Raw genomic sequence first — 12,337 nt, 5'->3', positions numbered from 1 at the left:
CTGGCACACTGCCGTTTTTCCCCCGTTTCGCTGAAAAGGACAGACGCAATGGCTTCCGAGTTTGTTTTCGCCCCGCCCGCCGCCGTTTCCGTTCCCGTGGCCGGCCAGGCCGCCCGCTTTCCGGTGCACCGCATCTATTGCGTGGGCCGCAACTACGAGGATCACGCCAAGGAAATGGGCTTCACCGGCCGCGAACCGCCCTTCTTCTTCATGAAGCCGACCGACGCGCTGCTGGTGGTCGACGAAGGCCAGACCGGCACCATGGCCTACCCCTCGCTCACCAAGAACCTGCACCACGAGATCGAGCTCGTGGTCGCCATCGGCACCGGCGGCAAGAACATCAAGGCGGCCGATGCGCACAAGCACATCTACGGCTACGCCGTCGGGCTGGACATGACGCGCCGCGACCTGCAGGGCGAGATGAAGAAGCAGGGCCGCCCGTGGGACATCGGCAAGGGCTTCGAGCAGAGCGCCCCCATCGGCCCGATCGTGCCCGTGGCAGAGGCCGGCGACGCCGAGAGCGCCGAGATCTCGCTGCAGGTGAATGGGGTCGACCGCCAGCGCAGCACCGTGAGCAAGCTGATCTGGAACGTGGCGGAAACCATCGAGCACCTGTCGGCCGCCTGGGACCTGCAGCCCGGCGACCTGATCTACAGCGGAACGCCCGAGGGCGTGGCCGCGGTGGTGGCGGGCGACACGCTGGTCGGCGAAGTGGCCGGCCTGCCCAAGCTGACCGTCAAGGTCGTTTGAGCCTCCACCCTCATGATCCTGCGCGTCCCCCTCAAGCACTGCAAGAACTGCGGCACCGCCGTGGTCTATCGCGTCCCTGACGACGGCGACACCAAGGAGCGCGCGGTCTGTCCGGCCTGCAGCACCATCCACTACGAGAATCCGCTGAACGTGGTGGGCACCATTCCCGTCCTGGGCGACAAGGTGCTGCTGTGCAAGCGCAACATCGAGCCGCGCTGGGGCAAGTGGACGCTGCCCGCGGGATTCATGGAGCTGGGCGAGACCGCGGCCCAGGGCGCGGCCCGCGAAACCGACGAGGAGGCCGGCGCCCACTACGAGATGCAGGGACTGTTCGCGGTGATCAGCGTGGTGCGCGTGGGCCAGGTGCACCTGTTCTACCGCGCGCGCCTGCTCGACGACCGTTTCGATCCCGGCCACGAGACCATCGAGGCCCGGCTTTTCACCGAGGAAGAAATTCCGTGGGAAGAGATCGCCTTTCGCACCGTGCGCGAGGCGCTGGAGCACTTCTTCGAAGACCGGCGGCGCGGCAGCTTCGACCGGGTGCACGAACTCAGCATTGTTTGAAACCCATGGACCAGGCACTGCGCACCCCTTTCCGCACCACCGCCCTGCTGCGCCTTGGCGCCCTCGGCTGCGGCCTTGCCCTGGCCGCGGCGGCGCATGCCGAAGTGGTGGGCGACGTGGACACCGCGTTCAAGCTCATCGGCCCCGACCACAAGATCGTGGTCGAGGCCTACGACGATCCCAAGGTCAATGGCGTGACCTGCTATGTCTCGCGCGCCAAGACCGGCGGGCTGGCCGGCGCTTTCGGCGTGGCCGAGGACAAGTCGGAGGCCTCCATCGCCTGCCGCCAGGTCGGCCCGGTGAGCGTCACGCAGCCGCTGCCCAGGCGCGAGGAGGTCTACACCGAACGGCTGTCGATCCTCTTCAAGCGCCTGCGCGTGGTGCGCATGGTCGATGCCAAGCGCAACACGCTGGTCTACCTCACCTATTCCGACCTGCTGATCGACGGTTCGCCCAAGAACAGCGTCACGGCGGTGCCCATCGACCGGGGTACCCCTATTCCGCTCAAGTAGCTGCCCCCGGCGGGCAGCTTTCGCGAGTTTGCTAGCATGCGCCGCGGTGGCTCGCAAGGCGCGCCGACCCCAAGGAACCCTCCGCAACGAAATCGTTCCAACAGAGCCATGCACCTTCAACAATTCGCTTTCCGTACCGGCGCCGCCGTTCTCCTGGCGGCCGGCCTGGCCGCCTGCACCACCCCGCTGCCGCCCCCGCGGCCCGGCGTGAACATACCGCCGCCGGTCCAGCAGCCGCAGGCCATGTTCATCCGCCCCGCGGCCGGCACCACCATTGCCCGGTTCGACGGCGTGCGCAACAAGGGCCTCGACATCGCGGGCAATGCCGGCGACCCGATCGTCGCCTCGGCCGACGGCCGCGTGGTGTACGTGGGCGGCGAGCTGCGCAGCTACGGCAACATGGTCATCATCAAGCACAACGAGACCTTCCTGACCGCCTACGCGCATGCGCAGACCATCCTCGTGAAGGAGAACGCGGTCGTGCGGCAGGGCCAGAAGATCGCCGAGATGGGCAAGAGCGACACCGACCGCGTGAAGGTGCACTTCGAGATCCGCAAGAACGGCACCGCCGTCGATCCCGAGCCCTACCTCAGCGGGCGCCTGCAGCACTAGCGCGCAGCGCGCCTCAGAGCAGGCTCTCCGGCACCAGCGGGGCGAACAGCTCCAGCTTCCAGCGCGCCCAGAAATCGGTTTCCGGTTCCACGTGCAGGATGGTGTCGGCGCCGTCCCCCGACGCCGGACTCACCCACTCGATGCCGCCGCGCGGCCCCAGCTGCAGCTGGTAGGCGCCGTCCAGGCGGATGAACCCGATCAGGCTGGTGAGCTGCTGCGCGATCTGCGGGCTGAAGATGAAGATGCCGATCTCGGTGTTGTGCAGCATCGAGCGCGGATCGAAATTCATCGACCCGATGAAGACGATGTTGCGGTCGACCACCGCCGACTTGCCGTGCAGCCGGCCGCTGGCCGAGCCGTACATGCCGAAGCGCCGGGTTTCCTCCACGCGCTTGGGGCTGAGCTCGTAGAGTTCGACACCCAGGCGCAGCATCTCGGGCCGGTAGCGGCGATAGCCGATGTGCACCAGCGATTCGTCCGTGGCCGCGAGCGAGTTGGTGACGATGGTGTAGCCCACGCCCTTCTGCCGCACGGTGCGGATCGATTCCATGCCGCCGCGTCCCGGGATCAGGTAGGGCGTGGTCTGCAGGACCTCGTGCTGCGCGCCGCGTATGTAGCGCCGCACGTTGTAGAGCACGCTGTCGGTCGACTCGTCGGCCGGCAGGCCGCGGGCTTCGTCCGTGGGGCCCAGCGCCTTGGCGGGCGCGTCGGCGTATGCCTCGGCGCGTGCCCAGGCCAGCGACAGCACGCCTTCGTCCAGGTCCTTGGCCAGCGCGTTGTTGCCCAGCAGGTCGGTGGACACGATGGGCTCGGGATGCAGCGTGTCCGGCCCGCCGGTCAGCTGCTCGAAGCGCGCGCGCAGCTGCTCGGGCGTGGCGCCGCGCATCGACACCAGTGATTCGACCGGATACACGTAAGGGCTGTTCCAGTACATGTCGAACAGCGAAGAGAGCCTCGGCACCACGGTGCCGGCCACCAGCGTGTCGATGTCGATGAAGTTGGAGCCGCCGTCGCGCAGGAAGTATTCGTTGGCGATGTTGCGCCCGCCCATCACGGCCATCGTGTTGTCCACCACGAACAGCTTGTTGTGCATGCGGCGGTGCACGCGGTCGAAGTCGAACAGCGAGGCGGTCCAGCGCGTGCCCAGCCGGTCCCGCCCCGCCGGAAACGGATTGAACATCCGCACCTCGACGTTCGGATGCGCCGCCAGGCCCGCGAACAGCGTGTCGGCGCCCGCGGTGTAGAGATCGTCCACCAGCAAGCGCACGCGCACCCCGCGCTCTGCCGCATTGCGCAGTTCGCGCAGCAGGTAGCGCCCGGTCTCGTCGTTCTGCACCAGGTAGTACTGCAGGTCGATGGAACGCTGGGCACGGCGCGCAAGCTCCACGCGCGCATGCAGCGAATACTGCGGCATCGGCAGCAGGCGGAAGCCGCTCAAGTCCTGCCCCGGCGGCGATGCCGCTGCGACCATCCGCCCCAGCAGCGTGTCGGCGCTGTCCGTGATAGCCATCGATGGCTTGCGCTCCACGCCCGCCGGCAGGCCGGCGCAGCCGCCGAGCAACAGCATGCCCAGCGCAAACAGCAGCCACAGCGCCACGGCACGGCGCAAGCCGGTTGCGGCAGTGGAAATTCGGAGGGTGAGGTTTTCTGACATCGGTTCGACGCGATGCGCAACGTGCGCAAGGTGGCCGGTTTCTACCATGAGCCCGGCGAAATCCGACGATGGAGTCCTCCTACACCATCGGCAAAGGCAAGCTGACGCATCCGCCCTTGCGCCGGGGACAGATTGGGGCCAACGAAAGCGGCATCCAGGGGGTATGCAATGACCAAGAAGAACGAACTGCTCGCGCGCTTCGGGGGCAAGCTGACGATGATCGGCTTCGGGTCCATCGGGCAGGCGCTGCTGCCCCTGCTGTTGCGCCATTTCGGCCTCGAGGCCTCGGACATCAAGATCGTGAAACCCGGCGAGGACCGCACCGGCCTCGCGAAGAAAATGGGCGTCGAAGTCATTCCCGCGCGGCTGGAAGAAGGCAATTTTGCCGCCGTGCTGGAGCCGCTGGTCCGCAAGGGCGATTTCCTGGTCAACCTCTCGGTCGATGTTTCCAGCCTCGCGCTCATCAAGCTGTGCCGCGAACGCGGGGCGTTCTACCTCGACACCTGCAACGAGCCCTGGCGCGGCCGCTACGACGACCCCGGACTCCCGCCTTCGCGCCGTTCGAACTACAGCCTGCGCGAGGAAGTGCTGGCCTGGCGGCTCGACAAGCGTGGCGGGCCCACGGCCGTGATCACGCAGGGCGCCAACCCTGGCGTGGTTTCGGCGCTTCTCAAGCAGGCGCTGCTGAACATCGCGGAAGACACCCACGCCGAACTCGAATCGATGCCGGTGGGCTACGAGGAATGGGCCGCGCTGGCGCAGAAGCTCGAAATCAAGGTGATCCACATCGCCGAGCGCGACACCCAGGTCGCGCGCCAGCGCAAGGAGCGCAACGAGTTCGTCAACACCTGGTCGGTCGATGGCTTCGTCGACGAAGGGCTGCAGCCGGCCGAACTCGGATGGGGCACGCACGAGCGGCACTGGCCGGCCGATGCGGCGCGCCATGGCTTCGGCAGCGATGCCGCCATCTACCTTGCACGTCCCGGCATCGGCACGCGGGTGCGCAGCTGGACGCCGATCGAGGGCCCGTACCACGGCTTCCTGGTCACGCATGCCGAATCGATCTCCATTGCCGACCACCTCACGCTGCGCAAGGACGGCGAGGTGGTGTACCGTCCCACCGTTCACTACGCCTACCACCCCTGCGACGACGCCGTGCTCTCGCTGCATGAAGTGGCGGGCAAGAACTGGCAGCTGCAGCACCGCCAGCGCATCGTGCGCGACGAGATCGTCCACGGCATGGACGAACTGGGCGTGCTGCTGATGGGCAATCCCAAGGGCGTCTACTGGTATGGCTCGCGGCTCACCATCGAACAGGCACGCGAACTCGCGCCCGCCAACAGCGCCACCAGCCTGCAGGTGGTGGCCGGCATCCTGGGCGGGATGCTGTGGGCCCTGCGCAACCCGGATGCGGGCCTGGTGGAACCCGACGACCTGGACCACCGCGTGGTGCTGGAGGCGGCCCTGCCCTACCTCGGCGAAGTGGTGGGCGTGTATGGCGACTGGACGCCGCTCAAGGACCGCAGCCCGCTGTTCAAGGAAGAGACCGACAAGGACGACCCTTGGCAGTTTCTCAACTTCCGGGTGACGTGATTGCTGCTGCGCAAGGAACTCGGCGTCGTCGAGAATTCATACTACGAAGCCAGCGTCGAGCGGGCCGTGCGGTTCGAGGCCGCGCGTCCGCTCGAAGGCATTGCCACGGCCGATGTCTGCGTGGTGGGCGGCGGACTTGCGGGCTTGTCGGCGGCGCTCGAGCTTGCGCTGCGCGGCTTTGCCGTGGTGCTGCTGGAGGCGCAGCGCGTCGGCTGGGGCGCATCGGGGCGCAACGGCGGCCAGGTGATCGTGGGCTTCGGCTCGGATGGCGAAGAAGCCATCGAAGACCAGTTCTCGCCCGAGGACGTGCGCCGGGCCTGGAACATCTCGGTCGAAGGACTGGACCTGATGCAGGAGCGGATCGCGAGCTACGCGATCGACTGCGACTGGCAGCCCGGCTATCTCAATCTGTCGGTCAAGCCGTCGAAGTCGCGCGCGCTCCGCGCATGGATGGACCATGTGCAGCGTGTGCACGGCTACCCACTCCAATGGCTGGGCCCGAGGGAAGTCGCAGAGCGCGTGGCCAGTGAACGTTTCCACGCCGGCACCTTCGATGCGCGCTCGGGCCACCTGCATCCGCTGAAATATTCGCTCGGCCTGGCGGGTGCGGCGCGCGCCGCGGGCGCACAGCTGCACGAGAACTCGGCGGCCCAGGTGATCGAGCGCGGGCCTCGCCCCGTGGTCAAGACCGCGCAGGGCGAGGTGCGGTGCAGCTTCGTGGTGCTGGCGGGCAACGTGTACCTGGCCGAATACGGCGACGACGTGGCGCCCGAGGTGTCGTCGCGCATCATGCCCGTGGGCACCTACATGATCGCCACCGAGCCCATGGGCAAGGACCGCGCCGATGCGCTCATGCGCGGCCGGCCAGCGGCGTCGGACACCAACTTCGTCCTCGACTACTTCCGCCTCAGCGCGGACCATCGCCTGCTGTTCGGCTCGGGCGACAGCTACAGCGCCAGGACGCCGCGCAACCTCATCGAGAAGATCCGCAAGAGCATGCTCGCGGTGTTTCCGCAGCTTTCGGACCTGGGCATCGACCACGCATGGGGCGGCTTCGTCGACATCACGATGAACCAGGCGCCGGACTTCGGGCGCCTGGGCACCAACATCTACTACCTGCAAGGCTTCTCCGGCCACGGCCTCGCGCTCACCGGCATGGCGGGCAAGCTGGCGGCCGAGGCGATCGCGGGGCAGGCCGAACGCTTCGATCTCTTCGCCCGCATCGGGCACCACGCCTTCCCTGGCGGCACCATGCTGCGCACGCCGGCGCTGGTGCTGGGAATGCTGTACTACCGCCTGCGGGACATGCTGTAGGGCGCCCCGGTCAGGCGCGCGCGTGCCAGCGCCGCCGCAAAGGGCCCGAACGCCGCGCCAGCAGCAGGCCGGCGGCGGCCAACCCGACCATTGCAATCGCCGCGGTATTGCCCGATGCCGCGCGGCCCATGTCGAGCGCGATCTCGCCGGTGCGCGGCCCCGCGAGCTGCAGCCGGCGCTTGGTCATCTGCGCGCCCAGCTCGCCGAGCCTGTCCTCGAGCAGCTTCTCGGCCGCGGGCAGCAAGATGGTTTCCTCGTCGGCCACGTGGTGCATCACGTCGCGCATCAGCGACGTCAGCGTCTCGTCATAGTCGCGCGCTTCGGGCTCCATGGTGCGCAAGAGGCCGATGAGGCGGCGCATCTCGGAGTGCTCGTCGAGCGACTTCGTGATGCGCTCGTCGTCGCAGACCTTGCGCATCTCGGGATAGAAGATTTCTTCCTCGAGCTGGGCATGGATTTCGAGCGCGGTGCAGATGGTGTTGACCAGGCCCTTCTTCACGCGCGACGGCGCGCTGGCCTTGTACTGGTGGAAAGTGGAGAGCACATGCGTGTGATCCAGGCGAATCATGTTGGTCGCCGTGGGAAACAGCCGGGAGACGATGCTTGTCATGGTGAGCTCCGGGGCGGGATAAAAAAGAAGACACCCCGGCCGGCGACCGGCCGGGAGGTGTCGGTGGCTGCTGCAGGACGGCCGCTCAGGCGGTCATGCCGGTGAGTTCTTCCATCAGCTCTTCCTTGCGCGTGGCAAGCTGATCGCGCATGGCGACCAGGTCGAGCCCCTTGGCGGCGCGTGCCTTGACGAAGATCTCGTTGCGCTCTTCCTTGACGTGGTGGTCGATGTACTCGCCCAGCACGATGACCTTGGCGTCGAACTTCTCGTCCACGTCGGTGGCCGATTCGATCTGCGCGATCAGTTCCTTGGCACTGCCATGCTCGACCTCGGCCTCGTCCAGCAGATCGGTTTCCTTGATCGCCTCGCGCAAGGCGGGGTAGAAGATTTCTTCCTCGATCTGCGCATGGACGGTCAGCTCGTTGCAGATCTGGGTTGCGAGTTCACGCTTTTTCTGCTGCGCACTGGCAGCTTTCGACTGGGTCAGCTCCTCGTACTCCTTGAACAACTTCTTGACGTTGCGGTGGTCGGTGTCGAGGAGGCTGCAGGCATCGGCTGCTGCACGCTTTGTGGAGGTGGGCATCGTGGGGCTCCGGTTGGGTTGATGGAAGCTGAACGATGGAAGGACTGAAAGCGGCACGGCGTAGGAAAGCTCCTTGTGTGCACGTAGCACGGCGCACTACCCGCGCCCGCGCTGCGCCAACAGGCAGCCCGCGGCCAATCCCACCGCGAAGAGCCCGTAGACGATGCCCATCGAGCGCCTGGAAAGATGGTGCTCGAAACCCGGCGTGAGCCGCTTGGGGGTGATCGTGTAGTCGACCGCGCAGGCCACCGCCGTGGCGGCACCAGCGCTCGCAAGCGCCGCGGGCACCGACTGGGCCGGGTGGCGGCTGGCATGCAGCCAGGCGTAGAGCAGCGCCCAGAAGATGGCGCTCGCATGGTGCGTGGCGTAGCCGATCCCGGTGTGCTTGAGGGTGGGCTCGCGCACCTCGAAGGCCTGGTCGCCCCAGAGCCAGTGGCTGGTGGCATTGGTCGGCGCCACCATGCTGCCGGCCTCGCGGCGGCCGCACAGCATCAGCGCCCCGGTGGAGGCAAGGCTTGCCAGGGTACCGGCCGCGAGCCCGGTTCGCAGCACCGGCAGCGGCCGCGGGTTTGCTGTCTTCATGGGAATCTCCTATGCAGGACTCGCGGCCACGGGCCGCGTCATGGCGCCGGTCGCCCGGGCGCCGATGGTCATCTCGGTCATCCAGGACACGAGCAGCTGCCCATAGGCTTGGCGGTGCGCCTGTTTCGAGAGCGCATGGTCGGCGTCCGAAAGCACGCGGTAGGTGGCGGACCGGACGCGCTTGAACGCGCCCAGGTAGTTCTCGATCACGGGGTGCGGCACGATCTGGTCGTGCTCCGACTCGACGATCAGCACGTCACCCGTGAACGCTTCGCAAGCGGCCAGCGCACGGTTGTCGCGCGGACCGACCAGCGTGCGCCGGTAGGCCACGAGGTCGGGCCGGCTCAGCTGCCCCTTGGGCGCCAGCCACTCGCGGTCGCGGTAGAGCGCCGGTGCCCGCAGCGCGAGCCAGCGCACCGGCCGCATGGCGCTCACCAGCGCCGCCAGGTAGCCCCCGTAGCTGCTGCCCACGATGGCGATGGCGTTGGGGTCCACGGTCGGGTGGCTGATGAGCGTGTCGTAGGCGGCGAGCACGTCGCGCAGGTTGTCCTCGCGGGTGACCTCCTGGCGCAGCGAGGCATGGCGCGCGTGGCCGCGCAGGTCGAAGGTGAGGCAGACGCAGCCGAGCGCGGCGATCTCGTGTGCGCGCGCGATGTACTGCTCCTGGCTGCCATCCCAGCCGTGGACCAGCAGAACGCCGGGCACCATGGTGGAAGCGGCAACCAGCGTTCCGGCAATGTGCTGTCCGTCTACCGATATGTCGATGAAGTTATGTCGTGTCGCTGTCATACGGCTTGTGCAATGCGTATTTGGTGAGGTGCCCCGTCTGGCTGTCGATGCCGCGGTAGTGCACCTGGGCATCGGCCGGGATCGGCGCGGCCTCACCATACGCCTCGAAGCATGAAACGCGCATCCGGTCGAGCGCCGGATCGCGCCAGAAGGATTCGATGGCCACCATCTCGGCGCCGGTTGCGCCGCCGACGCGCCACGACTGCTCCAGCACGCCCGAGCGCCGCTGGCCGCCGGCACCCGCGCCCTGCGCCACGTCGTAGTTCACGCGCGAGGCAAAGAAGCCCGGGAAGCAATCGATCACCGCCTGGTGATAGCGCCGCGCCTGCTCGATGGCCAGGCCCAGCGCCGGAGGCGGCGCGGTGCGGGCGAGCAACGCATCGAAATTGCCGCGCGCGAGCGTGAGGTCGGAGCCGCCATAGACGCTCTGCCCCGCGTTGTCCCGAGTCATGCGCTGGCGCCCGTAGTAGCTCACGACCAGCTCGTCGACGATCACCTGCCCCACGCTGAAGGTGTCGGGGTTCTCGAGGTTCTCCTCGATGACCACGCCGTTGGCCGCGATCTCGCGCTCGTCCATGGCCGCCAGGCAGGCGTCCAGCGCCTCGGCGCCGGCGACCATCGTCTGGCCGCGGCCCCCGGTGGCGCACACGGGCTTGACGCGCACCGGGCCGTTCTCCAGCAGCTGGCGCCCCGCCCATCGCGCGTCCTCCAGCGAGAACGCCGAGTAGCCTTCGAGCACCGCGTCCGACACGGCTGCTGCGAACGCCGGCGCCCAGCCTTCGGGACAGGCGGCCGCCCGTCCGGCGAGCGGATGCGTGATGGCCTTGGTGGCGACGAAGGGATAGGGAACCACCCCGCCGAACAGGTCGTGCAGCGTCGAGATGCCGAGCGAGCGCGCCAGCTGCGTGCTGGAGACGGTATCGCTCGGCACGAAGTACAGCGGCGTGTTCTCGTGCGCGCGCGAGGCGTCGTACTCGCCCGCGAAGCGGAACTGCTTCAGCGCCGCGAGCCGCTCTGCAAAATTCTTGCGCGTGGCGCGCTCGTGGTCGCTGCTGTAGGCCTGTGGATCGGCGCTCCAGACGACGACGCTGCCGCCGGTGGTGTTGAGGACCGTGTCCACGACGGCGACTCCCGGACCGAAGAAAGTGTCCATGGCGATGGCCCCGGCGTCAGCGCTGTTCCGCCGTTCCGGGCTCTGCCATCCTGCGGTGCTGTTTGGCGAGCAGCGCCGACGGGGTGACGTTGGCCATCGCGGCCTGGAGCTTGTTCTTCCAGCCCGCGACCACGTCGCCCTCGCCTTTCATCATCGCCTGGAAGCCGATCCGGGCCACCTGTGCCGGGTCGGCCTTCTTGTCGTCCTGGCCGACCTTGGTGTCGAGCATGTCGGCGCGATCGAAAAACTCCGTGTCGGTCGGCCCGGGCATCAGGCAGCTCACCGTCACGCCGCTGCCCTTCAGCTCTTCGCGCAGCGCGAACGAGAACGAATCGAGAAAGGCCTTGGTGCCGTTGTAGACCGCCTGGAAGCTGCCCGGCATGAAGCCCGCAATGGAGCCGGTGATGAGGATGCGTCCCAGGCCGCGCGCGCGCATGCCGCCGCCCACCGCATGGATCAGGTACACCGTGCCCGTGATGTTGGTGTCGATCACATGCCGCGCGTCGGCAAAGTTCTGGTCGAGAAACGCATGGCCGAGGCCGCGGCCCGCATTGGCCAGCAGCGCGTAGACCGGGCGCTGGCCCGCCGCGGCCAGCAGCCGGTCGACGCCCTCGGTGGTGGAAAGATCGGCCTGCACCGGCAAGACCTCGGCGCCGAGCGCGCGCAACTGGACGGCAGCGCCTTCGATCTCGGGTTCATCGGCGGCGATCAGCAGGTCGAAGCCCTCGGTGGCGCAGCAACGCGCCAGTTCCAGGCCGATGCCGGAGGACGCGCCGGTGACGATGGCAAAGGGCCGGTTGGAAGCGGTGGTGTTCATCGGGACAGCTCCTTGTGACCGCGCATGGTCGAACAGCTTGGGCTTCGGCGGCGCGGGATAACGCGCGTCGTGGTGAAAGCGGCCTCCTACGTCTCGCCCCGACCCCCGGCATTGGCGGCCACTTTCGCCGCATCGCGCGGCTTTCCTACGGCGCACGCAGCCGGCTTTGGCAATCGTGGGGGCTTCGCCCACCTCACCCTCGGCCCATGGCGCCCTCCCAGCCTCCCGTTCTTGCACCCGTGCCCGCCGCGGGCCGCACGGCCCTGCTGATCATCGACATGATCAGCTGCTGGGATTTTCCGGATGCCGAAAAGCTGCTGCCGGGTGCGCACGCCATTGCCGGCCGGATCAAGGCGCTGAAGGCGCGCTGCACGCGCGCCGGCGTGCCCACCATCTATGTCAACGACAACCGGGGGCGCTGGCGCTCGGACTTTCCGAAGCTGGTGGAAATGTCGCTCGCCGCGGGAGGCGCGGGCGCGGAGATCACTTCGGCGCTGCTGCCCGAGGAAGACGATTATTTCGTTCTCAAGCCCAAGCAATCGGCCTTCTTCGCCACGCCGCTCGAACTGCTGCTCGCCTACCTGAAAGCCAGCCGGCTCATCGTGACCGGCGTGGCGAGCGACCAGTGCATCGTCGCCACCGTGGCCGATGCGGGCATGCGCGACCTGGAAGCCGTGGTCCCGCGCGACTGCGTCGCCTCGCAGAGCCGGGCCCGCAACGAGCGCTTCCTGCGCCAGGCGGAGGAGGCGCTGCGCGTCTCCACCACGCCCGGACCGCGCATCCGCCTGCCGGCGCGGCGCTGAA

At 67.9% G+C, this 12,337-nt stretch carries 14 protein-coding genes; 7 read left to right on the top strand and 7 right to left on the bottom strand.

Annotated elements, in window-relative coordinates; translation table 11 throughout:
• Nucleotides 1-48 precede the first annotated feature (48 nt).
• The 4 genes from ABID97_RS12395 (at nucleotide 49) to ABID97_RS12380 (ending at nucleotide 2,438) form a co-directional block, all read left to right on the top strand.
• Entirely contained in the window at nucleotides 49-750 is a 702-nt protein-coding gene (locus ABID97_RS12395) for a fumarylacetoacetate hydrolase family protein (RefSeq protein WP_354398772.1), read from the top strand.
• Between the two features lie 12 nt (nucleotides 751-762).
• Nucleotides 763-1,314, top strand: coding sequence for an NUDIX hydrolase (locus ABID97_RS12390; protein WP_354398771.1), 552 nt, complete (start codon nucleotides 763-765; stop codon nucleotides 1,312-1,314).
• 5 nt (nucleotides 1,315-1,319) lie between these two features.
• On the top strand, nucleotides 1,320-1,826 hold the full coding sequence (locus ABID97_RS12385) for a CreA family protein (RefSeq protein WP_354398770.1): 507 nt from the start codon (nucleotides 1,320-1,322) through the stop codon (nucleotides 1,824-1,826).
• A gap of 108 nt (nucleotides 1,827-1,934) precedes the next feature.
• On the top strand, nucleotides 1,935-2,438 hold the full coding sequence (locus ABID97_RS12380; protein ID WP_354398769.1) for a murein hydrolase activator EnvC family protein: 504 nt from the start codon (nucleotides 1,935-1,937) through the stop codon (nucleotides 2,436-2,438).
• Between the two features lie 13 nt (nucleotides 2,439-2,451).
• On the opposite strand, the gene ABID97_RS12375 is transcribed toward ABID97_RS12380, so the two are convergent.
• Nucleotides 2,452-4,092, bottom strand: coding sequence for a phospholipase D family protein (locus ABID97_RS12375; RefSeq protein ID WP_354398768.1), 1,641 nt, complete (start codon nucleotides 4,090-4,092; stop codon nucleotides 2,452-2,454).
• A gap of 168 nt (nucleotides 4,093-4,260) precedes the next feature.
• Here ABID97_RS12375 and ABID97_RS12370 point away from each other — a divergent pair, with 168 nt between their 5' ends.
• Entirely contained in the window at nucleotides 4,261-5,685 is a 1,425-nt protein-coding gene (locus tag ABID97_RS12370) for a homospermidine synthase (RefSeq protein WP_354398767.1), read from the top strand.
• Nucleotides 5,686-6,999, top strand: coding sequence for an NAD(P)/FAD-dependent oxidoreductase (locus ABID97_RS12365; protein ID WP_354398766.1), 1,314 nt, complete (start codon nucleotides 5,686-5,688; stop codon nucleotides 6,997-6,999).
• Nucleotides 7,000-7,009: 10 nt separating this feature from the next.
• Here ABID97_RS12365 and ABID97_RS12360 read toward each other — a convergent pair whose 3' ends face one another.
• The 6 genes from ABID97_RS12360 to ABID97_RS12335 form a co-directional block, all read right to left on the bottom strand.
• On the bottom strand, nucleotides 7,010-7,609 hold the full coding sequence (locus ABID97_RS12360) for a hemerythrin domain-containing protein (protein WP_354398765.1): 600 nt from the start codon (nucleotides 7,607-7,609) through the stop codon (nucleotides 7,010-7,012).
• Nucleotides 7,610-7,694: 85 nt separating this feature from the next.
• Nucleotides 7,695-8,192, bottom strand: coding sequence for a hemerythrin domain-containing protein (locus ABID97_RS12355; RefSeq protein ID WP_354398764.1), 498 nt, complete (start codon nucleotides 8,190-8,192; stop codon nucleotides 7,695-7,697).
• Between the two features lie 96 nt (nucleotides 8,193-8,288).
• Nucleotides 8,289-8,774 (bottom strand): hypothetical protein, encoded by a 486-nt coding sequence (locus ABID97_RS12350; protein ID WP_354398763.1) that lies wholly within the window; start codon nucleotides 8,772-8,774, stop codon nucleotides 8,289-8,291.
• A 9-nt stretch (nucleotides 8,775-8,783) separates the two neighbouring features.
• Nucleotides 8,784-9,563, bottom strand: a complete 780-nt coding sequence (locus ABID97_RS12345) for an alpha/beta hydrolase family protein (RefSeq protein ID WP_354398762.1) — start codon at nucleotides 9,561-9,563, stop codon at nucleotides 8,784-8,786.
• Entirely contained in the window at nucleotides 9,544-10,716 is a 1,173-nt protein-coding gene (locus ABID97_RS12340) for a DUF3182 family protein (RefSeq protein ID WP_354398761.1), read from the bottom strand. Before ABID97_RS12340 ends, ABID97_RS12345 begins: the two co-directional genes overlap by 20 nt.
• A 16-nt stretch (nucleotides 10,717-10,732) precedes the next feature.
• On the bottom strand, nucleotides 10,733-11,533 hold the full coding sequence (locus tag ABID97_RS12335; RefSeq protein WP_354398760.1) for an SDR family NAD(P)-dependent oxidoreductase: 801 nt from the start codon (nucleotides 11,531-11,533) through the stop codon (nucleotides 10,733-10,735).
• A gap of 206 nt (nucleotides 11,534-11,739) precedes the next feature.
• On the opposite strand from ABID97_RS12335, the gene ABID97_RS12330 reads away from it, so the two are divergent.
• Complete coding sequence (locus ABID97_RS12330; RefSeq protein WP_354398759.1) at nucleotides 11,740-12,336, top strand: cysteine hydrolase family protein; 597 nt, start codon at nucleotides 11,740-11,742, stop codon at nucleotides 12,334-12,336.
• Nucleotide 12,337 lies beyond the last annotated feature (1 nt).

Source organism: Variovorax sp. OAS795, from assembly GCF_040546685.1.
Lineage (GTDB): Bacteria > Pseudomonadota > Gammaproteobacteria > Burkholderiales > Burkholderiaceae_C > Variovorax.
The sequence above is the reverse complement of the archived record's forward strand: the minus strand, read 5'-3'. Positions and strand labels throughout refer to the sequence as shown.

Bases quoted from the DNA above. Each gene is read 5' to 3' on its own strand.
- ABID97_RS12395 (WP_354398772.1), top strand. From the start codon at position 49: ATGGCTTCCGAGTTTGTTTTCGCCCCGCCCGCCGCCGTTTCCGTTCCC.
- ABID97_RS12390 (WP_354398771.1), top strand. From the start codon at position 763: ATGATCCTGCGCGTCCCCCTCAAGCACTGCAAGAACTGCGGCACCGCC.
- ABID97_RS12385 (WP_354398770.1), top strand. From the start codon at position 1,320: ATGGACCAGGCACTGCGCACCCCTTTCCGCACCACCGCCCTGCTGCGC.
- ABID97_RS12380 (WP_354398769.1), top strand. From the start codon at position 1,935: ATGCACCTTCAACAATTCGCTTTCCGTACCGGCGCCGCCGTTCTCCTG.
- ABID97_RS12375 (WP_354398768.1), bottom strand. From the start codon at position 4,092: ATGTCAGAAAACCTCACCCTCCGAATTTCCACTGCCGCAACCGGCTTG.
- ABID97_RS12370 (WP_354398767.1), top strand. From the start codon at position 4,261: ATGACCAAGAAGAACGAACTGCTCGCGCGCTTCGGGGGCAAGCTGACG.
- ABID97_RS12360 (WP_354398765.1), bottom strand. From the start codon at position 7,609: ATGACAAGCATCGTCTCCCGGCTGTTTCCCACGGCGACCAACATGATT.
- ABID97_RS12355 (WP_354398764.1), bottom strand. From the start codon at position 8,192: ATGCCCACCTCCACAAAGCGTGCAGCAGCCGATGCCTGCAGCCTCCTC.
- ABID97_RS12350 (WP_354398763.1), bottom strand. From the start codon at position 8,774: ATGAAGACAGCAAACCCGCGGCCGCTGCCGGTGCTGCGAACCGGGCTC.
- ABID97_RS12345 (WP_354398762.1), bottom strand. From the start codon at position 9,563: ATGACAGCGACACGACATAACTTCATCGACATATCGGTAGACGGACAG.
- ABID97_RS12340 (WP_354398761.1), bottom strand. From the start codon at position 10,716: ATGGACACTTTCTTCGGTCCGGGAGTCGCCGTCGTGGACACGGTCCTC.
- ABID97_RS12335 (WP_354398760.1), bottom strand. From the start codon at position 11,533: ATGAACACCACCGCTTCCAACCGGCCCTTTGCCATCGTCACCGGCGCG.
- ABID97_RS12330 (WP_354398759.1), top strand. From the start codon at position 11,740: ATGGCGCCCTCCCAGCCTCCCGTTCTTGCACCCGTGCCCGCCGCGGGC.